The following is a 24,288-nucleotide window of genomic DNA, read 5'->3' as shown; positions in this document are numbered from 1 at the left end:
CCAGCCTCTTGCCCTCCATGAGCAGACACGACGACATCAAGCTTTTGCGCGTCAACTATTTGCGCGGCCCCAATATGTGGACTTACCGGCCGGTGCTGGAAACCTGGCTGGACCTGGGGCCCCTGGAAGAATTCCCCAGCAACAAGCTGCCCGGTTTCACCGAACGCCTCACCGCCGCCCTGCCGGCCCTCGCTGAGCACCATTGCGGCGTCGGCGAGCGCGGCGGCTTCCTGCAGCGCCTGACCGAAGGCACCTGGATGGGCCATGTGCTGGAGCACGTGGTGATCGAGCTTTTGAATCTGGCCGGCATGCCCACGGGCTTTGGCCAGACCCGCTCGACCTCGCAGCACGGCGTCTACCGGATGGTGTTCCGTGCTCGCGACGAGCAGGTTGCCCGCCAGGCGCTCGCCGAAGGCCATGCCCTCTTGATGGCCCAGATCAATGGCGATGCATTCGACGTGGCCGCCGCCGTGGAGCGGGTCCGCGACAAGGTGGACGACTGCTACCTCGGCCCCTCCACCGCCGCAATCGTCGCTGCGGCCACCGAGCGCCGCATTCCCCACATCCGCCTGAACGACGGCAACCTCGTGCAGCTGGGCCATGGCGCCCGCCAGCGCCGCATCTGGACCGCCGAGACCGACATGACCAGCGCGATCGCCGAAGGCATTGCGCGCGACAAGGACCTGACCAAGGACCTGCTCAAGGCCGTCGGCGTGCCCGTGCCGGCCGGTAGCGTGGTCAAGAACGCCGATGAAGCCTGGGAGGCCGCCGAGGACCTGGGCCTGCCGGTGGTGGTCAAGCCGTCGGACGGCAACCACGGCCGCGGCGTCACGCTGGACCTGAGGAAGCGCGAGGACATCGCCGCAGCCTTCGAGGTGGCCGAGCGCCACGGCTCCGAAGTGCTGGTCGAGCGCTACATCCCTGGCAACGAGCACCGCCTGTTGGTGGTGGGCGGCCAGGTCGTGGCGGCCGCCCGCGGCGACGAAGCCGCCGTCACCGGTGACGGCAAGCACACCGTGCTGGAGCTGGTGGAGCTGCAGATCAACAGCGACCCGCGCCGCGGCACGACCGAGGAATTCCCCCTCAACCGCCTGAACATCGCCGAGGACGGCGTGATCCTGCTGGACCTGCAGCGCCAGGGCCTGGGTGTGGACAAGGTGCCTGCCGCCGGTCAGCGCGTGCTGATCCAGCGCAACGGTAACGTGGCCATCGACTGCACAGACGAAATGCACCCCGACGTGGCCTTCCAGGTCTCGCTGGCGGCGCGCACCATCGGCCTCGACATCGCCGGCGTCGACCTGGTCACCAGCGATATCTCCAAGCCGCTGTACGAGACCGGCGGCGCCATCGTCGAGGTCAATGCAGGCCCCGGTTTGCTGATGCACCTGAAGCCGGCCGCGGGCAACCCGCAGCCCGTGGGCCAGGCCATCATCGACCACCTGTTCTCATCCGACGAGACCGGCCGCATCCCCATCGTCGGCATCACTGCCTCTCAGGGCGGCAACAACATCGCCCGCCTGGTGGCCTGGCTCCTGCACCTGAACGGTCGCCATGTGGGCCTGTCGTGCAGCGACGGCCTCTTCCTCGGCAATCGCCGCGTCGAGCACAAGCGCGGCGCCCGCTGGGAGGCGGCGCACCGCCTCTTGATGAACCGCGGCGTCGATGCCGTCGTGGCCGAGAGCAATGCCAGCGTGATCCTGCAAGACGGCCTGGCCTATGACCGCTGCGCCGTCGGCGTGGTCTGCGACATGGGCGGTCTCGGCTCGCTAGACGAGCACGACATCCGCACCGAAGACCAGCTCTTCAAGGTGCTGCGCACCCAGATCGACGTGGTGCTGTCCGATGGCGTGGCCGTGCTGAATGCGGCCGAGCCACGCCTCGTGGAGATGGCCGAGCTGAGCGATGGCGAGGTGCTGCTCTACGCGCTGGACGGCAACAACGCCGCGCTGGCTGCGCACCGCGCCAAGGGCGGCCGCGCCGTGTTCCTGCAGGGCGGTGCCGCCGTGCTGGCCCAAGGCCAGGGCGAGACCTCAGGCGCCAACATCGATGCCCTCTTGAAGCGCTTCGCCCGCGCTGGCATCGCGACCGACGCCGCCACGCTGCTGGCCGCCGTCGCCACGGCCTGGGCCCTGCACATCTCGCCCGAGCTGATCTCGGCGGGTGCCGATACCTTCGTGCCGGAACTGGCGGCCTGAGCTGGCCACCTGAAGCAAGCAAAGAATCCCGAGAAAGACCGACGACCATGGAAGTCTCCCGCACCCGTGCCCTGCGCGGCCCCAATATGTGGAGCCGCCACACCGCCATCGAAGCGGTGGTCAGCTGCAGCGGCCCCGAGCTCGCCATCACCAGCCAGCCGGGCTTCGAAGCCCGTCTGCGCGAACTCTTCCCCGGCATAGGCGCGCTGCGTGCTGGCATGTCCCTCGCCCACGTGCTGGAGCAGGCCACGCTGGCGCTGCAGGCGCAGGCCGGCTGCCCGGTCACCTTCAGCCACACCCACACCACCTCCGAAGCGGGTACCTACCAGGTCGTCGTCGAGTACAGCGAGGAAGACGTGGGCCGCCTGGCCTTCAAGGCTGCCTGCGAGTTGATCGAGGCCGCCACCACCGGCGGCACGTTCGATGACGACAAGGTCGTCGCTCAGTTGCGCGAACTGGATGAAGATGTGCGCCTCGGCCCGTCAACCGGTTCCATCGTCGACGCGGCAGTCGCTCGCGGTATCCCCTTCCGCCGCTTGACGCAAGGCAGCCTGGTGCAGTTCGGCTGGGGCGCCAAGCAGCGCCGCATCTGGGCCGCCGAGGTCGACGCCACCTCGGCCGTGTCCGAATCGATTGCGCAAGACAAGGACCTCTGCAAGCGCCTGCTGCAATCGGCTGGCGTGCCGGTGCCGGTGGGCAGCCCGGTGGACTCGGTCGACGAGGCCTGGGCCGTGGCGCAGGAGATCGGCCTGCCGGTCGTGGTCAAGCCGCAGGACGGCAACCAGGGCAAGGGCGTGACCGTCAACGTCGTGACCCGCGAGCATCTGGAGATCGCCTACAAGGCGGCCGACGAGATCGGCCATGTGATGGTCGAGAAATTCCTGCCCGGCTCCGACTACCGCCTGCTGGTGGTGGGCGACAAGCTCGTGGCCGCCGCGCGTCGCGACCCGCCGCATGTGATCGGCGACGGCACGCTCACCGTCAAGCAACTCGTCGACAAGGTCAATGCCGACCCGAAACGCGGCGATGGTCATGCCACCTCGCTGACCAAGATCCGCTTCGACGACATCGCCGTGGCCCGCCTGGAGCTGCAGGGCCTGAGCCCGGAATCGGTGCCCGAGAAGGGCCGCCGCGTGATCCTTCGCAACAACGCCAACCTCAGCACCGGCGGCACTGCCACCGACGTGACCGACGACGTGCACCCCGAGGTGGCGGCGCGTGCCGTGGCGGCAGCGCAGGTGGTGGGCCTGCATGTCTGCGGCGTCGACGTGGTGGCCGAGAGCGTGCATCAGCCGCTCGAGGAAGTGAACGGCGGCATCGTCGAAGTGAATGCCGCGCCGGGCCTGCGCATGCACCTGAGCCCCAGCTATGGCAAGGGCCGCAATGTTGGCGAGGCCATCATTTCGCATCTGTACGGCCTTGCCACGGCCAAGGGCGAGGACGGCCGCATCCCGGTCGTCGCCGTCACCGGCACCAATGGCAAGACCACGACCACCCGCCTGATCGCCCACCTGTTCGCGACCATGGGCCTGCGCGTGGGCATGACCAACACCGACGGCGTCTACGTGGACGGCCGCCAGATCGACAGCGGCGATTGCTCCGGCCCCAAGAGCGCCCGCAATGTGCTGATGCACCCGGACGTGGAAGCGGCCGTGTTCGAGACCGCGCGTGGCGGCGTGCTGCGCGAAGGCCTGGGCTTCGACCGCTGCCAGGTCGCGGTCGTCACCAACCTCGGTGCCGGCGACCACCTGGGCATGAATTTCCTCAACACCGTCGAGGAACTGGCCCTCGTGAAGCGCGTGATCGTGCAGAACGTGGCGCCCACCGGCTATGCCGTGCTGAACGCGGCCGACCCGGTGGTGGCCAATATGGCCGGTGTCTGCCCGGGCCAGATCATCTTCTTCGCCGCCGACCGCCACCATCCGCTGATGGCCGCGCACCGTTCGCAGGGCAAGCGCTGCGTCTATGTGGACGGCGATCAGCTCGTGGCAGCGCAAGGCGCCTGGCGCGAGACCATTCCGCTGCGTGAGATCCCCATCACCCGCAACGGCGCCATCGGCTTCCAGGTCGAGAACGCCATGGCCTCGGTGGCGGCGGCCTGGGGCATGGGCCTCGATTGGGACACCATCCGCCGTGGCGTGGCCAGCTTCGCCAATGACGCCGACAACGCACCTGGCCGCTTCAATGTGATGGACTTCCGCGGTGCCACCGTGATCGCCGACTACGGCCACAACGGAGACGCGATGAACGCCCTGGTGGCCGCCGTCGAGGCGCTGCCGGCCACGCGCCGCTCGGTCGTGATCTCCGGCGCCGGCGACCGCCGCGACGAGGACATCCGCGTGCAGACGCAGATCCTCGGCAAGGCCTTCGACGAGGTCATCCTGTTCCAGGATGCCTGCCAGCGCGGCCGCGAGGACGGCGAGGTGCTGGCCCTCTTGCGCCAGGGCCTGGAAGGCGCCAGCCGCACCAGCCATGTCGAGGAAATCCGCGGCGAGTTCATCGCCATCGACCGCGCGCTGGACAAGCTGCAGCCGGGCGAGCTGTGCTTGGTGCTGGTCGACCAGGTCGAGGAAGCGCTGGCCCACCTGGCCCAGCGCGTCAAGAACGGCTGATCAATCGCCTAGCGGTACTTCGCCAGGATGCGTTGCACGCCGCCTTCGGCCTGCAACGCAGCGATGGCCTTGTTCAGCTCGGCCAGCGTGAGGCTGCTGCGGCGCGACAGGCCGCACTGGCTGATGAAGCTGGAGATCACCAGCGGCGGATGCAGGTCCAGCTTGTAGCTGCCGAGCCGCATCTGGTAGTCGAACTGCAGCCGGCCCACGATGGCATGGCGCATGCGGCCGAGGCTCAGCTTGCGCAGGTTGGCGCCGGCATCCAGCGCGTCGTCGCGCACAAAGGCCGGGCCCAGCAGCTGCTGCATCTCGGGGTAGACAAAGCCCAGCACCGTGCCAATGCGCTCGCCGCCGAGGTCCGTGGGCCGGGCCGGTGCAGGCCCGGGCTTGCTGCTCAGCAACAGTTGCTCATCGGGCAGGAAGGGCTTGCTCCAGTCCAGTTCGCCGGGCAGCCAGTTCGGCAAATAGCCGCAGACAATGTCGGCACCGGCGCCCGCCACCAGTTCGTCGGCCAGGCGCTTGCGCGGCAGCACATGGAATTGCGCTTCGCGCCCCAGCTTGTCGGCGAGCGCGATGCCCACGTCGCGCAGGATGCCGTCGTTCAGCTGACCGCGCTGTATCAAGGCTTGCGGCATCTCGGCCGTGTTGTCGACCAGCACGTGCAGCGGAGCCGCCGGCGCTCCGGGCTGGCGCGCCTCGGCAGCCGGAGCCAGCAGGCTCAGGCCGGCTGCCAATGCAGCCATCCAACGACGACGGGCCGGTTTCATTGCATTACTTCCGCACAATCACCCACTTGAACGGGCCTCTGGTCGTGATCCTACGGCGGCCCCCACGCCCTTGTATGACATGACCCAGGCTGCACCACGCCTTGTTTCACTGGCTTGGCCACTATTTCTCGAACTCTGCCTCGGCATCGCCGTGGGCATGCTCGGCACTGCCCTCGCGGCGCGTGTGTCGGACACCGGCGGTGCGGCATTCGCCCTCGCCAACCATGTGGTGGGCATGCTCTTCATCCTGTTCCGCATCATCGGCGCCGGTGTCAGCGTGGTGATCACGCAGAGCCTCGGCGGCGGCCGCCGCGACCAGGCCGATGCGCTGGCCCGTGCAGCGCTGGGCGCGAGCACCTGGATGGGGCTCTTCATCGCCGCGCTGGCCTCGCTGGGCGCCGAGCCGCTCTTGCACCTGCTCAATGCGCCGGCCGAGGTCGTGCCGCTGGCCCTGCCCCTGCTGCTGGCGCTGGCACCGGCCCTGCCGCTGGACGCCTGGAACGCCTCGATGGCGAGTGTGATGCGCGCCCACCTGCGCACCCGCGACACGCTGGCCGTGATCGTCGCCATGCATGCCAGCCACCTGCTGCTGGCCTGGCTCTTGATGCCGCGCATCGGCCTGCCCGGCTTTGCCGTGGCCATGGGCGCGAGCCGCCTGCTCGGCATCGCCCTGCATCTGTGGCTGTGGCGCGCGCGGCTCGACCTGAGGCCCCGTTGGGGCGACTGGTGGCGGCTACCACGGCCCGAGCTTGCGGCCATGCTGCACATCGGCCTTCCGGGCGCGGCCGAGAACATCGCCTACCGGCTGGCCTTCATGGTCAGCGTGGCGGTGGCCGGCAAGCTCGGCGCCATCGCCCTGGCCACCCAGGCCTACACGCAGCAGCTGATGTACTTCGTGCTGCTGGCGGGCCTGGCCACCGGCTTCGCGGCCGAGATCGTGGTCGGCCACCTGATTGGCGCGGGCGAGCTGCACCAGGCCCACCAGCTTGTGCGCAAGGCCCTCGGCCGCGGCCTGCTGCTCAGCCTGGCGGTGGCGCTGAGCGCCGCGCTGGCCGCGCCCTGGCTCCTGCGCCTGTTCACCAGCGATCCAGAGATCATCGCCACCGGCACCACGCTGATGTGGATCACCGTCATCCTGGAGCCGGGCCGCACCTTCAACCTCGTCGTGATCAATGCGCTGCGCGCCGCTGGCGATGCGCGCTATCCGGTGATGGCAGGCAGCGCCTCGATGATCCTGGTGCTCGCCTGCGGCAGCTGGGTGCTCGGCATGCACTGGGGCCTGGTCGGCGTGTGGGTGGCCTATGCGCTGGATGAGTGGGTGCGCGGCCTGCTCATGTGGCGGCGTTGGGCGCGGCTGGCCTGGGTGCCGCACGCACGCGCCACACACCGGCGGCTGCGCCAGCACTGATCAGGCGCGAAGGGGCAGCTCCACTCGCACCAGCAGACCCACGCCCTGCGTGCCGTCATGCAGGCTCAAAGCGCCGCCATGGCGCTTGGCGATGTCGAGCGCAATCGCGAGGCCGAGGCCGCTGCCCAGGCCGCGTGCGGCGGCGCCGCGCTGGAAGCGCTCTAGCGCCCGCGCCCGATGGGAGGCCGGAATGCCGGGCCCGTTGTCCTCCACCTCGAGCACGGCCCAGCCGGCCTCGCTGGCGGTGCGCACCGTCACACGCGCACCGGGCCCGGCATAGCTCAGGCAGTTGTGGATCAGGTTCTCCAGCAGCTCGCGCAGCAGAAAGCCCTGGCCCAGCACGGGCGCGGCCTGCAGGTCAAAACCCAGGTCCAGGCCGGCCTCGACGGCGCGCGGCACCCAGTCCTCGGCCACTTGCGCGGCCACATCGCGCAGGTCCAGCGGCTTGCCTGCCTCGGTGACCGTGGCATCGGCCCGCGCCATCGCGAGCATCTGCTGGGCCAGACGGGCGCTGCGGTCCACACTCTTCTGCAGGCGCTTGAGCAGCGGCTCCTGGGCCGCGTCATGCGGCTCCAGCAGCGCAAGGTCGATGTCGGTGCGCAGCGAGGTCAGCGGCGTGCGCAACTGATGGGCGGCGTTGGCGAGAAAGTCCTGCTGCGCCAGCGCAGCGAGGCGCAGACGTTCGAACAGGCGGTTGATGGCGGCGATCAAAGGCTGCACCTCGGCCGGCACGTTCTGGCTCAGGGGCTCGAGACGGTCCAGTTGCCGCTCTTCCACTTCGGACTTCAGCTCGTCCAGCGGCCTGAGGCCTTGCTGGATGGCCAGGCGCCCGGCGATGGCCAGCACCGCAGCCAGCACCACCATCATGCCGGTGGCCGCCAGCAGCAACTGCTTGCGCAGCGCGTCGCGCTTGAAGACGGTCTCGGCCACGCGCACCTGGCACACGGCCGCCGGCCCGCAGACCACCCCCAGCACCACCATGCGCAGGGTCTCTACTTCAGGCTGCGCATCCAGGAAGCGCCATTCGCCGGCGCGCACGCGCACGGGCACGCCGGCCAGCATGGCGTCGCCCACCAGGGTGCGGCCCTGGGGGTCGAGCACCTCGTAGTAGACACGGTCCACGCGGTCGAAGCGCAGCGCGCGGTCGGTCTGCATGGATACCTCGACCACCGGCTTGCCATCGCGCACGCGGATGAAGTTGGCCACGGCCAGCGCGGTGTCGCCGAGCGCCTGGTCCAGCCAGGCCACGGCCGTGCCGCGCATCACGCCATAGAGCGCGAAGCTGCCGGCAGGCACCGCCGCCAACAGCGGCAGCATCAGCCACCACAGCAGGCGCTGCTTGAGGCTCAGCGGCGCGCCGGCAGGCTTGCGGGCTGGCTCAGCCGCCGGGCTGTTTCTCATCATCGACCTGGGCCTCTTCCAGCAGATAGCCGAAGCCCCGCACGGTGCGCACCAGCACGCCGGCCGTCTCCAGCTTGGAGCGCAGGCGCGAGATGCAGACCTCGATGGCGTTGTCGGTGACGCTCTGGTCCCAGCTGTTGCTGGCCGAAGCGATCTGCTCCTTGGCCACCACCTTGCCGGCACGCGGCAGCATGTAGGCCAGCACATCCCATTCGCGCACCGAAAGGGCCAGCGGCTCCTCGCCAGCGAAGGCACGGCGCGCCTCCAGGTCCATGCGCAGGTTGGCGAAACGCAGCTCGTTGCCGCTGCGCGCCTGGCTGCGGCGCACCAGGGCACGCGAGCGCGCGATCAGCTCGCTCAGCGCGAAAGGCTTGACCAGGTAGTCGTCCGCCCCGCCCTCCAGGCCGCGCACACGGTCTTCCACGGCATCACGGGCGGTGAGCAAGAGCACCGGCAGGTCCAGGCCCTGGGCGCGCACGCGGCGCAGCGTTTCGAAGCCGTCGATGCCGGCCAGGCCAATGTCGAGTATCAACAGGTCGTAGCGGTCCTGGCGCAGCGACAGCGGCACGGGCTCGCCGCGCGCCGTGGCATCGACCACCCAGCCTTGCGAGCGCAGGGCGCGGGAGGTCGACTCGACCAGGAGTTCGTCGTCTTCGACCAGCAGGATGCGCATGTCGTGGAGTGGGAGCAGCGACCGCAAGAACGGCCGTTGCGCAGCATAAGCGCTAGCCCCGCCCGCTGAAGTCGCAAGCTTGCGGCAAGCCTTCATCAACACGTCCGGCCACCGTCCCGGAGTGCGCCAGCCGAGCGCGACAGCTTTCTGCAAGCTAGGCGACAAGCGATCGACATGCACGCTCGCTAGCCTCCCGGCCATGCTCCTCCCTGCCCTTTCGACCGATGTCGAAGCCAGCCTCCAGGCTGTTGCGCCCGACCCACGACCCGCCGTGCTGCTGCTGCATGGCCTGCGCGCCAACCCGCTGGAGCTGATGCCGCTGGCCCGCGTGCTGCGCGCCGCCGGCTATGTGGTGGAGGTGCCGCCGCTGCCCGGCTATGGCGTGATTCCGGGCGGCCCTGCCGATGCGGCCGTGCCGCCCTGGGAGCAATGGCTGGCGCAGGCACGCGAGCACTACGACGCGCTGGCCGAGCGCCACGGCCAGGTCGTGCTCGGCGGCCTGTGCATGGGCGCCGTGCTGTCCCTGGCGCTGTCGCGGCAGCGCCCGGCGGCGGCCCTGCTCTTGATCTCCACCACCCTGCATTTCGACGGCTGGAATGTCTCGCCCTGGCGGCGCCTGCTGCCGCTGGCCTACCTGCCGCCGCTGCGCGGCTGGCTGAGCTTCAAGGAGACCGAGCCCTTCGGCCTGAAGAACGAGCGGCTGCGCGAATGGGTGGCGCAGGCCATGCAATCCGATGCCGTATCGGCCGCCGGCGCGGCGCGCCTGCCGGCGGCCTCGCTCTACCAGGCCAGCCGATTGCTGCGCCATGTGCGCAAGAGCCTGCCCGAGATCGAGGTGCCCGCCCTGGTGCTGCATGCCAGCGAAGACGAGGTCAGCGGCCCGCGCTCGGTGCGGGAGCTGGAGCAGCGGCTCGGCCAGGCGCCCGAGGTCCACTGGTTCCACGACAGCTATCACATGCTGACGCTGGACAACGAACGCGTCGCCGTGGCCCATGCCGCGCGCGACTTTCTGCAAAGGCTGGTACCGGCGCCCCTGCCGGCCGCCGATTGACAAGGAGAACCCCCATGACAAGCCCCACCCTGCAGCAGCTGCGCATCATGGTCAGCGAGCATTTCGGCGTGCCCGAAGACAAGCTCGACAACCAGGTCTCGTTCACCGAGCTCGGCCTGGATTCGCTGACCCTGGTCGAGTTCATGTTTGCGATCGAGGACCACTACGACATCGGTGTCGACCATGCGTCCGCCATGGTCGATCCGACGCTGAACGGCCTGGCCAAGCTCGTGGACCAGCTGAACGCCGAGAAGACGGCCCTCGCGGCATGAGCCCACCGAGGACCAGGGTCTGGATCACCGGCCTCGGCGCCTGCAGCGCGCTGGGCGATGGCGCAGAAGCCCTGGCCGATGCGCTGGAGCAGCAGCGCTCGGGCGTGCGCCTGCTGCACCGCCCGACCCCCATGGTCGGCGCCCCAGTGCTGCAGGCCATCGATACCGGCATGACGCCGGCCCAGCGCAGCCTGCACGACCGCCACAGCCTGCTGGCCCTGCGCGCTGCCGCCGAAGCCTGGGGCCAGGCCGGCCTGCCCGCGCAGGCCAGAGAGCCGCTGCGCGCGGCCGTGGCCTGGGGCACGGGCCTCGGCGGTTCGAACGCCATCGAGCAGTCCTACACCGAGCTGCTGACGCGCGACAAGCCGCGCGTCCACCCCTACACCGTGCTGCGGGTGATGAGCAATTCGGCCGCCGCCCACCTGGCGCTGCAGCACCATCTGCGGGCCAGCATGATCGCCGTCTCGAATGCCTGCGCTTCCTCGGCCCAGGCCATTGGCGATGCCCTGAGGCTCTTGCGCAGCGGCGCGGCTGAACTGGCCCTGGTGGGCGGGTCTGAAGCGATGCTCAACCGAGGCTCGCTGGCCGCCTGGCAGGCGATGGGCGTGATGGCGCCCCCGGATGCCGAAGATCCTGCGCAGAGCTGCCGCCCGTTCGACAGCCAACGCCGTGGCCTGGTGCTCGGCGAGGGCGCTGCCGCCCTGGTGCTGGAAACCGAGGACCATGCACGCCGGCGCGGCGCCACGCCGCTGGCCGAGCTCGCGGGCTATGGCCACAGCTGCGATGCCATGCACCTCTCGCGACCCGACATGGAAGGCCAGTGCCGTGCGATGCGCCAGGCGCTTGCGGATGCGGAGCTCGCACCCGCCAGCATCGGCTATGTCAACGCCCACGGCACGGCCACCGACGTGGGTGACACGGTCGAGGCTCTGTCGCTGGCCCAGGTCTTCGGCATGCGGGCCGTGCCGGTCAGCGCCACCAAGGCCCTGCACGGCCACTTGATCGGTGCTGGTGGGGCGCTGGAGCTGGTGGCCGCCGTGCAGGCGCTGCGACGCGGCCGCCTGCCGGGCTCGGCCCATCTGCGCGAAACCGAGCTGGACCCGCTGGCCGACATCGTACGCAGCAGCGGCCGCGAGGCGCCAGCGCTGCAGGCCGTGATGTCCAACTCCTTCGCCTTCGGCGGCAGCAACGTCGCCCTGGTCGCGCGGCGCGTTTGAGCGGCGTTCTACGGGCGTCTGAGCGGCGTGCGCTGGCCGGGACGACCGGTGGCCGCCGCGCCCACAAGCCGGCCTGCTGCCCTAGACTGGGCCAGCAACTCCTGGGACGCCATGCTCCACGAATCCACGCTGCTGCTGGTTGAAGTCTGCTTCACGCTGCTGACCACGGCCCTGCTGGTGGCGGCCGCCCTGGGCGTGGGCCGGCAAGCCGAGCTGCGGCTCTGGGCCTTCGGCAATGTCAGCGCCTGCCTGGGCCTGGCCCTTGGCGTGCAGACCGGCACGCCCATCTTTTTCCACGCTGTGCTGAGCTACGGCTTCATGGGCCTCGGCCAGGCCCTGGTCTGGCGGGGCGTGCGGCGCTATTGCGGGCAAGACCTGTCCCCGAAGACCCTGGCCGCCGTGACGCTCGCCTCGATGCTGCTGACCGGCTACTTCAGCTGGGCCGAACCCAGCCTGACCGGCCGCCTGGTTGTCAGCGGCTTCGGCTTCGCAGCGCTCGACATCGCCTGCCTCGTGACCCTGGTGCGCGGCGTGCGCGACCGCACCCGGCCGGTGATGTGGGTGGCCGCCACCGGCTTCGGCGTGCTCGCCGCCGCGCTCACGCTGCGGACCCTGTGGCTGCTGCTGCGCGGCGATGCGCCGGCCGATCAGGCCCTGGTGATGAACGGCACGCTGTTCGTCATTCCGCTGGCTCAGGTCTGCATCGCCTTCGGCCTCGTGCTGATGATCACGCGGCGCTATGCCGAGGAGCTGCGCCGGCTCTCGCTGACCGACCGCCTGACCGGTGCCTACAACCGCGCCGGCCTCGACAGCCTCGGCCAGCGAATGCTGCAGCGGGCGCGCCGCTCGGGCCGCAGCGTTGCCGTGGCCATGATCGATGCCGACCACTTCAAGCACATCAACGAGAACTTCGGCCACGCCGCCGGTGATGAGGTACTGCGCCAGCTCTCCGCCCTGCTGCTCGCACAGCTGCGCCCCGGCGACCTGGTGGTGCGCTACGGCGGCGAGGAGTTCCTGGTGCTGCTGGATGGGCTCAACGGCGCGGCGGCCGAACGGGTCTGCGAGCGTGTGCGCAGGCAGGTGGTCGAGGCGCGCATCAAGCTGCCTAACGCTGAATTGAATTACACGGTCAGCATCGGCCTTTGCAGCTCGGAGGCCTGTGGCCACGAGCTGGAGAAGCTCGTGGCGGCGGCCGATTCGGCGCTGCAAAAAGCCAAGCAGGACGGCCGAAATCGCGTGTCTCTCGGCTAGAGCGACAATCACGCCGCCCGAGATGGTCGGGCGTCATCCCACAGAGACTCTGAACAATGAACAAATCGGAACTGATTGAACACCTGGCCAGCGCGCACGAACTGAGCAAGGCCGAAGCCGGCCGCGTGCTGGAAACGCTGCTGGACGCCATCGTCACCACCGTCAAGAAGGGCGGCGCTGTCACGATCCCCGGCTTCGGCTCGTTCAAGCAGCATGCCCGCGCCGCCCGCACCGGCGTGAACCCCTCGACCGGCGACAAGATCAAGATCGCCGCCGCCAAGCTGCCGAAGTTCACCGCTGGCGCCACCTTCAAGGCCGCCGTGGACCCGAAGGCCGCTGCCCGCAAGGCTGCCAAGGCTCCCGCCGCCGCTGCCAAGAAGCCGGCCGCCAAGGCCAAGAAGTAAGGCAAGCCTCGCGCTTGATGTGAGAAGAGGGCCTGCGGGCCCTCTTTTCATTTCAGCTTCTGTCCAAACGATCCAGAGCCTTTTCAACCTGGCCACGTTCGTGGTCGCTGAGCCGGCGCGCCACCTTGCGGTAGCGGCTCAGCAGCTCGGCATCGGCCGGCATCTGCTCGGCCAGCGCCTTCAGCACGTTGGCCAGTTCAAAGTCCGAGCCCAGGTTCCGGGTGCCGTCCAGGATCAGCAGCGTGGCCGCCTTGTCCAGCGGTCCGCGTTCGATCAGGGTCACCAGGGCTTCGCGCTGGTCGAAGTCGCTGCCCATGCGCGAGGCGGACTGCACGTAGGCCTCGACCTGGGTAGACAGGTCCAGGCGCGGCGCGATGCGCTGCAGGGCGGTGCGGCGATCAAAGTCCGAGCCGAGCAGGGTGCTGACCTGCAGTGCCGCATCCAGCGTGGGCTTGCCCAGCGGCTTGCGGTCCATCAGCTGCTCGATGGCGGTGCGACGGTCGAAGTCAGAACCCATGGAACGCATCACCTTGACCCAGGCCTGCAGCACCGCGCCCTCTTCGAGCTGCTGCGGCACCAGGGCCTCCAGCACCGTGCGGCGGTCGAAGTCCGAACCTATGCGGGCCGTGCCGTCCAGCAGCGCCACCTGCTGGGTAGCCGGCAGCTTCTGGTTCTCGAGCAGGGCCACGAAGGCCGCGCGGCGGTCGTAGTCCGAGCCCATGGCGCCGACCGCCGCAATCACCCGATCAAGCGCGGCCGGCGTCAGGGCGCCGACTTCGCGCAGGCCCACCAGGGCTTCGATGCGGGCGCGACGATCGAAGTCGGAGCGCGGCTTGTCGAGGTCGGTCAGCACGGCCTCCAGACCCCCCTTGGCGAACAGCTTGCGGACACGCTCGTCGGCGCTGACCATGGTGTCGGCCAGCTGCCTCACCATGGTCTTCAGCCATTCACGGCCGGCGGCATCGAACTCCTGGACCTTGCCATCGACGCTGTAGCTGGTCTTGAGCGCACCACCCGGCTGGCTCTCGATGAACGCCTCGCGGCGCAGGCCGCCGCGCTTTTCGCTGATCTTGACCGAGCCGGTCACGCCGATGATCTCGTCCTCGGCCTCGTTGAAGCGCAGGTCGCTGCCGCGCACGCTGACGCGGGTCGAGCCCTGGCCGTCGTTGCTGACGATGCGGGTGCCTCGATGGAAGCTGAAGCCGTCCTGCAGCTCCATCACCCAGTCGGAATCCATCTTGCCGAGCACCACGGCCGGCACGGCCACCGCGCCGAACAGCGCTGACAGCACAGCGGCCAGCGCGAGCCAGCGCCATTTGAATCGCTTGGCCACCAGGCCTGCTTGTCCTTCTTGCATGGGTGTGTCCTCCATCAGTGAACGGATGCGCTGCAGCAGCGCCGAATCGGGGCGCGCCATCGCAGCCGCCAGATGGGGCGCGCGGCCACGGCGGACGATCTGCTCGGCACAGGCATAAAGGCTTTCAGCCAAGGCCACCGGCTGGCCCGAGGCCTGAGCGGCCCAGCGGTCGCAGGCCAGCTCGGCCAGCGCGTCGAGGCGGCGCAGGGCCAGTTGGTTGAGCGGCTGCAGCCAGCCCAGCGCCGCCACCCATTGGCCGGCCAGGCGCCAGGCCGGATCGCGGCGCAGCAGGTGGGCAATTTCATGGGCCAGCACGGCCTCGCATTGGCGCTCGTCCAGCTTGGCGGCCAGCCAGCGCGGCAGGCAGATTGCGCCATCCGGCGTCACCAGCGGGCTTTGCCAGTTCTCGCTCAGGCGCAGACTGGGTGTGGGCAGGCCGGCAAGGCCAGCAAGGCGCTGTGCGGCCTGCTGCCAGGCCGGCTCGGCGGCGAGGCGCAGGCGGCGCACCTGCCAGCGCAGCGCCGCCAGGCGCAGGCCCAGCAGCACCAGGCCACCTAGGGCGACGAGCACCCAGGCCAGCGTGAGGATGCCGACCGCATTGCTGACGCGCGCCGACAGGGCCAGGTCTTGCCTGATCCGGACGGGCGCAGCGAGCTCCGCCACCGGTGCCGGCGCGAGCCGGCCTTCGGCCGCGCGCTCCAGGGGCTCCACGGCCGCCAACACCAGGCCGGCGCTGCGCGGCTCGGCGGGCAGGCTGCTGGCTTGCTGCGGCAGCTGCCGCCAGGCATCAAGCAGCGGCGGCGCCAGTGCTTGGGCCGTGGCGCTGAGCAGGCCACCGAACAGCGCGATGCGCCACAGCAGCTCGCGCGCATTCAGTGATCGCTGCAGCGCGGGATGGCGCTCGGCCAACGCCGCGCCGCCGAGCAGCAGGCTGCTGTGCAGCAGGTAGTTGAGCAGCCAGGCGGCCAGGGCTTCAAGCATGGCGGCCTCCGCGTCGTGCCAGCAGGGCGCGCATCTGAACGAGGTCGTCCTCGCCGATCTCGCCCTCGCTCAGCAGGTGGTTCATCAATCGGCTGGGCTGGCCCTGGAACAGCGTGCTCAGGAGGCCCGAGACCATGGAGCGCTGCACCTCGGGCTCGTCCACCACCGCGCGGTAGCGCAGCTGGCGGCCGTCGCGGCTGGCGCTGATCAGGCCGCGCTTCTCCAAGCGGGTCAGCAGCGTCGCCACCGTCGTGTGCGCGAGCGGCCGGCCGGCCTCGTGCAGGGCCTCGACCACCTCGGCCGTGCTCGCCTCGCCACGCGCCCACAGCACACGCATCAGCGCCAGCTGCAGCTCGCTGAGGGCCAGGTCATTGCTCTTGTCTTCGTCCATGGGATCTCTTCTACAGATGTAGTACTACAAATGTAGAAGAGATTCGCGAGACCGCGCAAGTGACTTACGACAGGGGTTTCACCGAGCCTGGAAACCGGCTCAGGGTCGGGCCAGCCAGGCCAGCCACAGCGCGGTGAAAGCCAGGCTGAGCAACGTGACCGGCAGGCCAGTGCGCGCATGGCGGCGCCAGTCGATCACGACGCCGGCGCGGCGTGCGGCATCGACCACGATGATGTTGGCGATGGAGCCGACGATCAGCAGATTGCCCGCCAGCGTGCTGACCAGGGCCAGCGCCACGCCCGCGGTCGGTGCGGCTGTTGCCGAGCTGGCGCCGGGCAGCAGCAGCATCACCGCCGGCACGTTGGAAACCAGGTTGGACAGTGCGAGCGTGGCGCCGAACAAGGGCCCGGGCTGGCTCAGGTCCAGGCCCTGGGCCAGCAGCCAGTGGATGGCCGCCTGCGTCATGCCGCTGCGCTCCAGCGCCGCATTGACGACGAAGAGGCCCATGAAGAGGATCAGCAGCTCCCAGTCGATCAGGCCCATCACCTTGCTGGAATGGAAGCGCTGGCTGAGCAGCAGCAAGCCGGCGCCGACCAGGGCCGCCACGTCGCGCGGCCAGGGGCTGAACAGGAACACGGCCACCAGCACGCCGGCCACGATCAGGCCCTTTGCCGTTTGCCAGGCGTCGAACGGCGGCTCGTCGGGCGGCGGCGCTTGCTGCTCGGCAGCCGGCGCGCCGTGGCGCATCTGCCAGGCCAGCAAGGCCCAGAGCAGCGCGAGGCCGGCCAGCACCGGCGGCAAGGCCTGCAGGCTGTAGTTGCCGAAGTGCAGCTTCAGCACCTCGCCGATCAGCATGTTCTGCGGATTGCCGATCAGCGTGGCGGCCGAGCCGATGTTGCTGGCGCAGGCCAGGCCCAGCAGGAACGGAATCGGGTCGAGCCGGCGGCGCAGGCAGGCCTCAAGCAGCAGCGGCGCCATCGCCAGGCAGACGATGTCGTTGGAGAACACGGCCGACAGCGCACCCGACGCCGCAATCACCACGCCCATCAGGCCGGCCGGGCCCAGCGGCAGCGCGGCGATGCGGCGCGTCAGCGCGCCGTAGAAACCGCCGAGCCGCATCTGTGCCGAGATCACCATGAAGGAGAACAGCAGCAGGATGGTGGGCAGGTGGATGGCCTCCGCGGCGGCCTCGGGGGTCATCACGCCTGCACCGACGATGGCGATGGCGCCCAGCAGGGCCACGCCGGTGCGGTCCAGCTGCAGGCGCGGCAGACCGCCGAGGATCATGCCCAGGTAGACGGTGCCAAAAACACCGAGCACCCACAGTTGGGAAGCGGAAAGGTCGGGCATGCGAACTCTGGAATTAGGGGGTTGCGGTTCTGCCTTCGGCATACCGTTGCGAACAGCGCCCATTGTCAGCGCCGCGCCGGGCTTTCCTGCTAGGCTTCGCGCCGATGAATACGGTTGCCGCTCACATTGCCATCGTCGACGACGAGCCCGATATCACCCAGCTGTTGAGCAGCTATCTGCAGGCCCACGGTTTTCGCATCACCGCACTGCACAGCGGCCATGCGCTGATGCAGCTGATGCGCAGCGATGCGCCCGCCCTCGTGCTGCTGGACCTGGGCCTGCCCGGCGAGGACGGCTTCTCCATCGCCCGCCAGCTGCGCGAGCACTGGCGCTGTGGCCTCGTGATCGTGACCGGGCGTGGCGACGCCATCGACAAGGTGGTGGGCCTCGAGGTCGGCGCCGACGACTACGTGACCAAGCCCTTCGACCTGCGCGAGCTGCTCGCCCGCGTCAAGGCCGTGCTGAGGCGCCTGCAGCCGGCCGAACCGGCAGCGGAAGCGCCACCACCGAGCGGGGAACGCCTGGCGTTTGCCGGCTTCCAGCTCGACGTGCCGGCCAGGCGACTGCGCTCGCCGGAGGGCCAGGAGGTGCTGCTCACCAGCGGCGAGTTCGACCTGCTGCTGGCCTTTGCCCAGCACCCGGGGCGCGTGCTGTCGCGCGACTTCCTGCTGGAGCACACGCGCGGCCGCGAGGCCGGGCCCTTTGATCGGACGATCGACGTGCAGGTCGGGCGGCTGCGCAAGAAGCTGGAGCCCGAAGCCGAGACGCCGCAGATCATCAAGTCGGTGCGTGGCGCCGGCTACATCCTGGTGCCGGCTGTGAGCCCGGCGTCCTCATGAAGCCCGGCGGCGAGACTCCGGCCCTGCCTCCGGACCTCAACCCGGAAGCAGTGTTCCGCGCGCTGTTCCAGGCCTTTCCGGATGCGCTCTTGCTGGTCGACAAGGCCGGGCACATCGTGCTGTGCAACCAGGCCGCGTCCGAGCTGCTGGGCTACTCGGTTGACGAACTGCACGGGCTGACCGTCGATGCCCTGGTGCCCGACGCGATACGCCCGCGCCACGCCGAGTACCGCGAGGCCTATGGCAAGGCGCCGCGCGCGCGGCCCATGGGCACGCAGATGGAGCTGGTGGCGCGGCGCCGCGATGGCTCAGAGGTGATGGTCGAGATCGCGCTGAGCCCGCTGCGCGAGCAAGGCCTCGTGGTGGCGGCGATCCGCGACGTGGGCAACTATCCGCGCGTCAAGCAGGCGCTGCAGCGGGCCCGCTACAGCGAGCACTTGGCCCAGCTCGGCCGCCTGGCGCTGGACAACCGCGATCCTCAGCAGTTGCTGGAGCGCGTCTGTGCGATCGCGGCCGAGGCCATGCAGGTGGAGCTGGCCGGCGTCTTCCTGCTCGACGGCGAGCGCAAGCAGTTCCGTCTGGCCAGTGGTGTAGGCCTGCTGCCGGGCGAGCCGCAGGGCACGGTGCTGCCGAACCGGCCGAACACACCGCCCGGCTTCGTCGTCGGTCAGGGCCGCCCCGTGGTGGTGGCTGATTACGCCACCGAGACCCGCTTTGCCGTGCCCGACAGCTACCTGCAGGCCGGGCTGCGCAGCGCGCTGGCCGTGCCTCTGGCCGAACGCGGCCGCATGGTGGGCGCGCTGACGGTGCGCTCCACGCGCAGCCAGCGCTTCGGCGACGACGAGGTGCACTTCCTCGAATCGCTGGCCAATCTGCTGACCAGCAGCCTGCAGCGCGCCCAGACCGAGGAGGCGCTGAACCATTCCCAGCGGCTGGAGAGCGTGGGCCAGCTGACCGGCGGCATTGCCCACGACTTCAACAACCTGCTGACCGTGATCCAGGGCAATCTGCAGGTGCTGGAAGAACTGCCGGCACTGCAGCAGGCAGAGGTGGCGCAACCGCTGCTGGCGGCCGCCATGCGCGCCAGCCGGCGCGCCGCCGAGCTGACGGCCAAGCTGCTGACCTTCGCACGGCGCCAGGTGCTGCAGCCCTCGCCCATCGACCTGCAGGCCCTGCTGCATTCGCTGGCCGACATGCTGACGCGCACGCTGGACCAGCGCATCGCCATCGAGGTCGAGGTGAACGCCGCCTGCCCGCTGGTGCTGGCCGACCCGGCGCAGCTGGAATCGGCACTGCTGAACATCGCCATCAATGCCCGCGATGCCATGCCGGAAGGCGGGCGGCTGAGCTTCCGCGCAGGCGCCTGTGCCGCCTTGCCGGACGAGCTGCGTGCGGAGCTGGACGACCCCAGCGCGGCAGTGGACCGCTTCGTCGAGATCAGCATCTCAGACACCGGCCAGGGCATGCCCGAATCCGTCCGTGAGCGGGCTTTCGAGCCCTTCTTCACGACCAAGGAGGCCGGGCGCGGCACTGGCCTCGGCCTCGCGACGGTCTATGGCTTCGTCAAGCAATCCAAGGGGGCCATCGCCATTGCCAGCAGCCCGGGTGCCGGCACCACGCTCACGCTCTACATCCCGCAGCCGTGGGACCCGGTGCGCGAGAGCGAGGTGGTGCCGGAGCCAGCCCCGCTGCGTGCAGGCCTGCGCGTGCTGCTGGTCGAGGACGACGCCGAGGTGCGCAGCATCGTGAACACCTTCCTGCTCGGCCTCGCCTGTGTGGTGGAGCAGGCGGCCAGCGCAGAGCAAGCCCTGTTGCTGTTGACGCCGCCGCAGGGGGAGCCCCCGCATTTCGATCTGCTGCTGAGCGACATTGCCCTGGGCCCCGGCCTGCGTGGCACGGAGCTGGCAGCCCGCGCACAGGCCAGTCGGCCGGAGATGGCGGTGCTCTTGATGTCAGGCTATTCATCGGAGCTGCTGGAGGCAGACCGGGATTCGCCACCGAGCTGGGAACTGCTGCGCAAGCCCTACGGGCGCGAAGAGCTGGCCGCCGCGATTGCGCGGCTGGTCAACGGCTGATCCCTTGATGCAGACGGAAGGACTGCCGGCTCACTGCAACAGGGCCGGAGCCGGGGCCGTGCCGCCCTGGATGAAGGCCCGCAGCGCATCGACCTCGGGGATCAGGATGTCGCGACGGCCGCCTTCCGCGAACTCGATCAAGCCGGCCTTGGCCAGGCGCGAGAGCCCACGGCTGACCGTTTCCAGCGTCATGCCGAGGTAGTTGCCGATCTCGGCACGCGTCATCCGCAGCTTGATCTGGTCGGTGCGCAGGCCACGCTTGGCCAGCGCGTCGGCCCAGTAGCGCAGGAAGTCGGCCACACGGGCATCGGCCGGCAGCGTGCAGACCGACATCAGCGAGTCGCGGTCGTTCGAGATCTCGCGGCTCATGGCCTGGTGCAACAAACCAAGCAGGGCCGGACGGCGCAGGCTGGCCTCGAGCAGGGTGTCATAGCGGATGGCCCAGATTTCACCGGTGTCCATGGCCACGGCGTCGCAGCTGTAGCGCTGATTGGCAATGCCGTCGAAGCCCAGCCAGTCGCCGCGGAACTTGAGGCCCACGACCTGCTCGCGGCCGTCGCTGGACAGGCTGATGATCTTCACGAAACCGGAGTTCAGCAGGTAGAGGCAGTCGAAGCGCGCGCCAGCCTGGCAGATCACGTCGCCGGCCCGCACCATCAGGCGCTGCGGCGCCAGGCTGTCGCTGACCAGGGCCAGAGCATCGGCGATCTGCTGGCTGGCGTTCAGTTGGGCACGCTGCTCGGCGATGCGACGCGTCGCCTGTCCATGCAGGACCACCGTGTTGGCGGCGGCCTGCGGATTGAAGGCGATGGGGCTGCTGCTGTTCATCATGGTGGATCCCTGTGTTGCGGTGTTGTCGATGCATGCAGTCTAGGAAGGGCATGCCAACAGCATGACAACCGTCATGCCTGGTTTGAAGCAAAGCGCAAGCGCTTGGTAAATGCTCGGTAACAGCGGGCGGCCCCAGCACAGGCACACCCCTCAGATGGGGCAGGTTTTCCCTGCAGCAGGCTCGCTTGTTGATCGCGGTCAACGCCCCGGGATGGCCGCTCACTAGCATTCTGGCGAACCATGTGCCGTGCCCTCCTCCAGTCTCCAATGACAGCCACCGAACTCGCCGCCCTGCTCAGCAGCGCCAAGGCCTTGCAGCATGCCGCTGCCAGCGGCCATGGGCGCATTCTGCTGCGCGGCAAGAACATAGGCCTGCTGAGCGAGGACCCCGATGAGGACGCCGCCACCCGCTTCATCGCGGCCGCCCAGGGCCTCGGAGCCCAGGTCGCGCTGATACGACCCAGTCATGCCGGCCTCTTGCAGCCCGCCAGCGCCCTGGCCACCACGCGCATGCTGGGCCGGCTCTACGACGCCATCGAATGCCAGGGCCTGCCGCCCGAGTTGCTTGAGCAATTGCGCCAGCACGGCGGTGTGCCCGTGCTCGATAGCCAGGCCGGCCTGGCCGCCTGCCCGCTCGACTGGAGCGAGGAGCTGCGGATCAGCAGCCCGAGTGAGCTCGAGCATCTGCTGGTCCAGGCCCTGCTGATGCGCGCGCTGACCGGCTGAAGCCCAAGCGCCTCACCAAAGCACACAGCCAATAAAAAAGCCTCCCTAGGGAGGCTTGTTCGTCGTTGGTCGGGGCTTACAGCGCGGTGCCGAGGTCCGCCTGCACCAGGTCCTTCAGTTGGACGATCAGGGCGACGGCCGACAGGGCCAGGGTGATGATCAGCAGTTCCATTTTTTCTATCTCCTCTTTGCGTTGCGAATGCCGCCATTCTAGGGAAATTACCTAGATCATGCGGGTTAACCCTATGCGTCTTGCGCATAGTTCCATGTGCGTCATTCGAACTCCGCAAAGCTCGGTCCAAGAAACCCGGCCCTCTTGAAAGCCGATTCGCCAACCCTATAATCCTCCTGCTAGCACTCAGCAAACTAGAGTGCTAACGATCCGCCCCGGCCCCCGGGCCCTGGCGGATCTCCATTTTCAAAGCCCAAGAATCCTTCTAGGAGATGTGATGAACCTGCGTCCTCTGCACGATCGCGTGATCGTTAAGCGCCTCGAACAAGAAACCAAGACCGCTTCTGGCATCTTCATCCCCGACGCCGCCGCCGAAAAGCCCGATCAAGGCGAAGTGCTGGCCGTGGGTCCGGGCAAGCGCGACGACAAGGGTCAATTCATTGCCCTGAACGTCAACGTGGGCGACCGCGTGCTGTTCGGCAAGTACAGCGGCCAGACCGTCAAGGTCGATGGCGACGAACTGCTGGTGATGCGCGAGGAAGACCTCTTCGCCGTGGTGCAGAAGTAATTCCTGCCCTCAGCTGAACACCCTCTTTTAAAGAATCCGGAGAAATACACATGGCAGCAAAAGACGTGATCTTTGGCGGCGAGGCCCGTGCCCGCATGGTCGAAGGCGTGAACATCCTGGCCAACGCGGTCAAGGTGACCCTGGGCCCCAAGGGCCGCAACGTGGTGCTGGAGCGCTCGTTCGGCGCCCCCACGGTGACCAAGGACGGCGTGTCCGTCGCCAAGGAAATCGAGCTGAAGGACAAGCTGCAGAACATGGGCGCCCAGATGGTCAAGGAAGTCGCTTCCAAGACCTCGGACAACGCCGGTGACGGCACGACGACCGCCACGGTCCTGGCCCAGGCCATCGTCCGCGAAGGCATGAAGTACGTGGCCGCCGGCATGAACCCGATGGACCTGAAGCGCGGCATCGACAAGGCTGTGACGGCCCTGGTCGCCGAGCTGAAGAAGGCTTCGAAGGCCACCACCACCTCCAAGGAAATCGCCCAGGTCGGCACGATCTCGGCCAACAGCGATGCCGACGTCGGCCAGATCATTGCCTCGGCAATGGACAAGGTGGGCAAGGAAGGCGTGATCACCGTTGAAGACGGCAAGAGCCTGAACAACGAGCTGGACGTCGTCGAAGGCATGCAGTTCGACCGCGGCTACCTGTCGCCCTACTTCATCAACAACCCCGAGAAGCAAGCCGCCCTGCTGGACAACCCGTTTGTCCTGCTGTACGACAAGAAGATCTCGAACATCCGCGACCTGCTGCCGACGCTGGAGCAAGTGGCCAAGTCGGGCCGCCCGCTGCTGATCATTGCCGAAGAAGTCGACGGTGAAGCGCTGGCTACGCTGGTGGTCAACACCATCCGCGGCATCCTGAAGGTCGTGGCTGTCAAGGCTCCGGGCTTCGGCGACCGTCGCAAGGCCATGCTGGAAGACATCGCCATCCTGACCGGCGGCAAGGTCATCGCCGAAGAAGTGGGCCTCACGCTCGAGAAGGTCACGCTGGCTGACCTCGGCCAGGCCAAGCGCGTCGAAGTGGGCAAGGAAAACACCACCATCATCGATGGCATGGGTGCTGCTGCCGACATCGAAGCCCGCGTCAAGCAAGTGCGCATCCAGATCGAGGAAGCCACCAGCGACTACGACCGCGAGAAGCTGCAAGAGCGCGTGGCCAAGCTGGCCGGCGGTGTTGCCGTGATCAAGGTGGGCGCTGCCACCGAAGTCGAAATGAAGGAAAAGAAGGCCCGTGTCGAAGACGCGCTGCACGCCACGCGTGCTGCCGTTGAAGAAGGCATCGTGGCCGGTGGTGGCGTGGCTCTGCTGCGTGCCAAGCAAGCTGCTGGCGAGATCAAGGGCGACAACGCCGATCAAGACGCCGGCATCAAGCTGATCCTGAAGGCCATCGAAGCGCCGCTGCGCGAGATCGTCTACAACGCTGGCGAGGAATCGTCGGTCGTCGTGAACGCCGTGCTGTCGGGCAAGGGCAACTATGGCTACAACGCCGCCAACGGCACCTATGGCGACATGATCGAAATGGGCATCCTGGACCCGACCAAGGTGACCCGCACCGCGCTGCAGAACGCTGCCTCGGTCGCTTCGCTGATGCTGACGACCGAGTGCATGGTCGCCGAATCGCCGAAGGACGACGCACCGGCCGGCGGCATGCCTGGTGGCATGGGCGGCATGGGTGGCATGGGCATGGACATGTAATGTTCGTCGCCTGAGCATCCGACGCTCAAGCACAAGAAGGGCTGCAGCAA

The 24,288-nt window shown here is 68.7% G+C and carries 20 protein-coding genes; 13 read left to right on the top strand and 7 right to left on the bottom strand.

The genetic code is table 11. From position 1 onward, the window contains the following. The first annotated feature begins 17 nt into the window (after positions 1–17). Positions 18–2,195, top strand: coding sequence for a cyanophycin synthetase (gene cphA / locus J7U46_RS18535; protein ID WP_282828495.1), 2,178 nt, complete (start codon positions 18–20; stop codon positions 2,193–2,195). Between the two features lie 47 nt (positions 2,196–2,242). After that, positions 2,243–4,807 carry a cyanophycin synthetase gene (cphA, locus tag J7U46_RS18530; protein WP_282828494.1) on the top strand — a complete coding sequence of 855 codons (2,565 nt, stop codon included), beginning with the start codon at positions 2,243–2,245 and terminating at the stop codon, positions 4,805–4,807. Between the two features lie 8 nt (positions 4,808–4,815). Here cphA (J7U46_RS18530) and J7U46_RS18525 read toward each other — a convergent pair whose 3' ends face one another. Beyond that, complete coding sequence (locus tag J7U46_RS18525) at positions 4,816–5,574, bottom strand: transporter substrate-binding domain-containing protein (protein WP_282828493.1); 759 nt, start codon at positions 5,572–5,574, stop codon at positions 4,816–4,818. Between the two features lie 79 nt (positions 5,575–5,653). On the opposite strand from J7U46_RS18525, the gene J7U46_RS18520 reads away from it, so the two are divergent. Then, complete coding sequence (locus J7U46_RS18520; protein ID WP_282828787.1) at positions 5,654–6,982, top strand: MATE family efflux transporter; 1,329 nt, start codon at positions 5,654–5,656, stop codon at positions 6,980–6,982. Here the strand turns inward: J7U46_RS18520 and J7U46_RS18515 are convergent, their stop codons facing one another. Further along, positions 6,983–8,386, bottom strand: coding sequence for a sensor histidine kinase (locus J7U46_RS18515; protein ID WP_282828492.1), 1,404 nt, complete (start codon positions 8,384–8,386; stop codon positions 6,983–6,985). Further along, positions 8,361–9,056 carry a response regulator gene (locus J7U46_RS18510; protein WP_282828491.1) on the bottom strand — a complete coding sequence of 232 codons (696 nt, stop codon included), beginning with the start codon at positions 9,054–9,056 and terminating at the stop codon, positions 8,361–8,363. Before J7U46_RS18510 ends, J7U46_RS18515 begins: the two co-directional genes overlap by 26 nt. Positions 9,057–9,255: 199 nt before the next feature. Between J7U46_RS18510 and J7U46_RS18505 the strand changes: the two genes are divergently transcribed. From J7U46_RS18505 to J7U46_RS18485, 5 genes are all read left to right on the top strand, one after another. Further along, the gene (locus tag J7U46_RS18505) at positions 9,256–10,107 is read left to right on the top strand and encodes an alpha/beta fold hydrolase (protein WP_282828490.1); all 852 of its coding nucleotides are present in this window, start codon (positions 9,256–9,258) and stop codon (positions 10,105–10,107) included. A gap of 14 nt (positions 10,108–10,121) precedes the next feature. After that, positions 10,122–10,379 (top strand): acyl carrier protein, encoded by a 258-nt coding sequence (locus tag J7U46_RS18500; protein ID WP_282828489.1) that lies wholly within the window; start codon positions 10,122–10,124, stop codon positions 10,377–10,379. Further along, positions 10,376–11,596, top strand: a complete 1,221-nt coding sequence (locus J7U46_RS18495; protein WP_282828488.1) for a beta-ketoacyl-[acyl-carrier-protein] synthase family protein — start codon at positions 10,376–10,378, stop codon at positions 11,594–11,596. Before J7U46_RS18500 ends, J7U46_RS18495 begins: the two co-directional genes overlap by 4 nt. A gap of 111 nt (positions 11,597–11,707) precedes the next feature. Continuing rightward, entirely contained in the window at positions 11,708–12,847 is a 1,140-nt protein-coding gene (locus J7U46_RS18490; protein WP_282828487.1) for a GGDEF domain-containing protein, read from the top strand. Positions 12,848–12,903: 56 nt separating this feature from the next. Beyond that, on the top strand, positions 12,904–13,251 hold the full coding sequence (locus tag J7U46_RS18485; RefSeq protein WP_282828486.1) for an HU family DNA-binding protein: 348 nt from the start codon (positions 12,904–12,906) through the stop codon (positions 13,249–13,251). Positions 13,252–13,303: 52 nt separating this feature from the next. On the opposite strand, the gene J7U46_RS18480 is transcribed toward J7U46_RS18485, so the two are convergent. The 3 genes from J7U46_RS18480 to J7U46_RS18470 all read right to left on the bottom strand — a co-directional run bounded on the left by J7U46_RS18480 (position 13,304) and on the right by J7U46_RS18470 (position 17,330). Further along, positions 13,304–15,589, bottom strand: a complete 2,286-nt coding sequence (locus J7U46_RS18480; RefSeq protein ID WP_282828485.1) for a M56 family metallopeptidase — start codon at positions 15,587–15,589, stop codon at positions 13,304–13,306. Next, on the bottom strand, positions 15,582–15,980 hold the full coding sequence (locus tag J7U46_RS18475; protein WP_282828484.1) for a BlaI/MecI/CopY family transcriptional regulator: 399 nt from the start codon (positions 15,978–15,980) through the stop codon (positions 15,582–15,584). The genes J7U46_RS18480 and J7U46_RS18475 overlap by 8 nt, the downstream gene beginning before the upstream one ends. 99 nt (positions 15,981–16,079) lie before the next feature. After that, positions 16,080–17,330, bottom strand: coding sequence for an anion transporter (locus J7U46_RS18470; protein ID WP_282828483.1), 1,251 nt, complete (start codon positions 17,328–17,330; stop codon positions 16,080–16,082). Positions 17,331–17,434: 104 nt separating this feature from the next. Here J7U46_RS18470 and J7U46_RS18465 point away from each other — a divergent pair, with 104 nt between their 5' ends. Both J7U46_RS18465 and J7U46_RS18460 read left to right on the top strand, forming a co-directional pair. Next, positions 17,435–18,169, top strand: a complete 735-nt coding sequence (locus tag J7U46_RS18465) for a response regulator transcription factor (protein ID WP_282828482.1) — start codon at positions 17,435–17,437, stop codon at positions 18,167–18,169. After that, a complete protein-coding gene (locus tag J7U46_RS18460) occupies positions 18,166–20,244 on the top strand; it encodes a PAS domain S-box protein (protein WP_282828481.1) in 2,079 nt (692 codons plus the stop codon). Before J7U46_RS18465 ends, J7U46_RS18460 begins: the two co-directional genes overlap by 4 nt. A gap of 30 nt (positions 20,245–20,274) precedes the next feature. Here the strand turns inward: J7U46_RS18460 and J7U46_RS18455 are convergent, their stop codons facing one another. Beyond that, positions 20,275–21,075, bottom strand: coding sequence for a helix-turn-helix domain-containing protein (locus J7U46_RS18455; protein WP_282828479.1), 801 nt, complete (start codon positions 21,073–21,075; stop codon positions 20,275–20,277). A 267-nt stretch (positions 21,076–21,342) separates the two neighbouring features. Between J7U46_RS18455 and J7U46_RS18450 the strand changes: the two genes are divergently transcribed. The 3 genes from J7U46_RS18450 to groL all read left to right on the top strand — a co-directional run bounded on the left by J7U46_RS18450 (position 21,343) and on the right by groL (position 24,238). Next, on the top strand, positions 21,343–21,801 hold the full coding sequence (locus J7U46_RS18450) for an ornithine carbamoyltransferase (RefSeq protein WP_282828477.1): 459 nt from the start codon (positions 21,343–21,345) through the stop codon (positions 21,799–21,801). Between the two features lie 449 nt (positions 21,802–22,250). Then, on the top strand, positions 22,251–22,541 hold the full coding sequence (locus J7U46_RS18445) for a co-chaperone GroES (protein WP_282828475.1): 291 nt from the start codon (positions 22,251–22,253) through the stop codon (positions 22,539–22,541). 50 nt (positions 22,542–22,591) lie between these two features. Further along, the gene (gene groL / locus J7U46_RS18440) at positions 22,592–24,238 is read left to right on the top strand and encodes a chaperonin GroEL (protein WP_282828473.1); all 1,647 of its coding nucleotides are present in this window, start codon (positions 22,592–22,594) and stop codon (positions 24,236–24,238) included. The last annotated feature ends 50 nt before the right edge of the window (positions 24,239–24,288 follow it).

The sequence above is a fragment of the Pelomonas sp. V22 genome, assembly GCF_030014915.1.
Taxonomy (GTDB): Bacteria; Pseudomonadota; Gammaproteobacteria; order Burkholderiales; family Burkholderiaceae_C; genus JAUASW01.
Note: the sequence above shows the minus strand (reverse complement) of the source record. Positions and strands in the feature narration are given on the sequence as shown.

Coding starts and splice junctions, on each gene's coding strand:
- cphA (WP_282828495.1), top strand. CDS start 18: ATGAGCAGACACGACGACATCAAGCTTTTGCGCGTCAACTATTTGCGC.
- cphA (WP_282828494.1), top strand. CDS start 2,243: ATGGAAGTCTCCCGCACCCGTGCCCTGCGCGGCCCCAATATGTGGAGC.
- J7U46_RS18525 (WP_282828493.1), bottom strand. CDS start 5,574: ATGAAACCGGCCCGTCGTCGTTGGATGGCTGCATTGGCAGCCGGCCTG.
- J7U46_RS18520 (WP_282828787.1), top strand. CDS start 5,654: ATGACCCAGGCTGCACCACGCCTTGTTTCACTGGCTTGGCCACTATTT.
- J7U46_RS18515 (WP_282828492.1), bottom strand. CDS start 8,386: ATGATGAGAAACAGCCCGGCGGCTGAGCCAGCCCGCAAGCCTGCCGGC.
- J7U46_RS18510 (WP_282828491.1), bottom strand. CDS start 9,056: ATGCGCATCCTGCTGGTCGAAGACGACGAACTCCTGGTCGAGTCGACC.
- J7U46_RS18505 (WP_282828490.1), top strand. CDS start 9,256: ATGCTCCTCCCTGCCCTTTCGACCGATGTCGAAGCCAGCCTCCAGGCT.
- J7U46_RS18500 (WP_282828489.1), top strand. CDS start 10,122: ATGACAAGCCCCACCCTGCAGCAGCTGCGCATCATGGTCAGCGAGCAT.
- J7U46_RS18495 (WP_282828488.1), top strand. CDS start 10,376: ATGAGCCCACCGAGGACCAGGGTCTGGATCACCGGCCTCGGCGCCTGC.
- J7U46_RS18490 (WP_282828487.1), top strand. CDS start 11,708: ATGCTCCACGAATCCACGCTGCTGCTGGTTGAAGTCTGCTTCACGCTG.
- J7U46_RS18485 (WP_282828486.1), top strand. CDS start 12,904: ATGAACAAATCGGAACTGATTGAACACCTGGCCAGCGCGCACGAACTG.
- J7U46_RS18480 (WP_282828485.1), bottom strand. CDS start 15,589: ATGCTTGAAGCCCTGGCCGCCTGGCTGCTCAACTACCTGCTGCACAGC.
- J7U46_RS18475 (WP_282828484.1), bottom strand. CDS start 15,980: ATGGACGAAGACAAGAGCAATGACCTGGCCCTCAGCGAGCTGCAGCTG.
- J7U46_RS18470 (WP_282828483.1), bottom strand. CDS start 17,330: ATGCCCGACCTTTCCGCTTCCCAACTGTGGGTGCTCGGTGTTTTTGGC.
- J7U46_RS18465 (WP_282828482.1), top strand. CDS start 17,435: ATGAATACGGTTGCCGCTCACATTGCCATCGTCGACGACGAGCCCGAT.
- J7U46_RS18460 (WP_282828481.1), top strand. CDS start 18,166: ATGAAGCCCGGCGGCGAGACTCCGGCCCTGCCTCCGGACCTCAACCCG.
- J7U46_RS18455 (WP_282828479.1), bottom strand. CDS start 21,075: ATGATGAACAGCAGCAGCCCCATCGCCTTCAATCCGCAGGCCGCCGCC.
- J7U46_RS18450 (WP_282828477.1), top strand. CDS start 21,343: ATGACAGCCACCGAACTCGCCGCCCTGCTCAGCAGCGCCAAGGCCTTG.
- J7U46_RS18445 (WP_282828475.1), top strand. CDS start 22,251: ATGAACCTGCGTCCTCTGCACGATCGCGTGATCGTTAAGCGCCTCGAA.
- groL (WP_282828473.1), top strand. CDS start 22,592: ATGGCAGCAAAAGACGTGATCTTTGGCGGCGAGGCCCGTGCCCGCATG.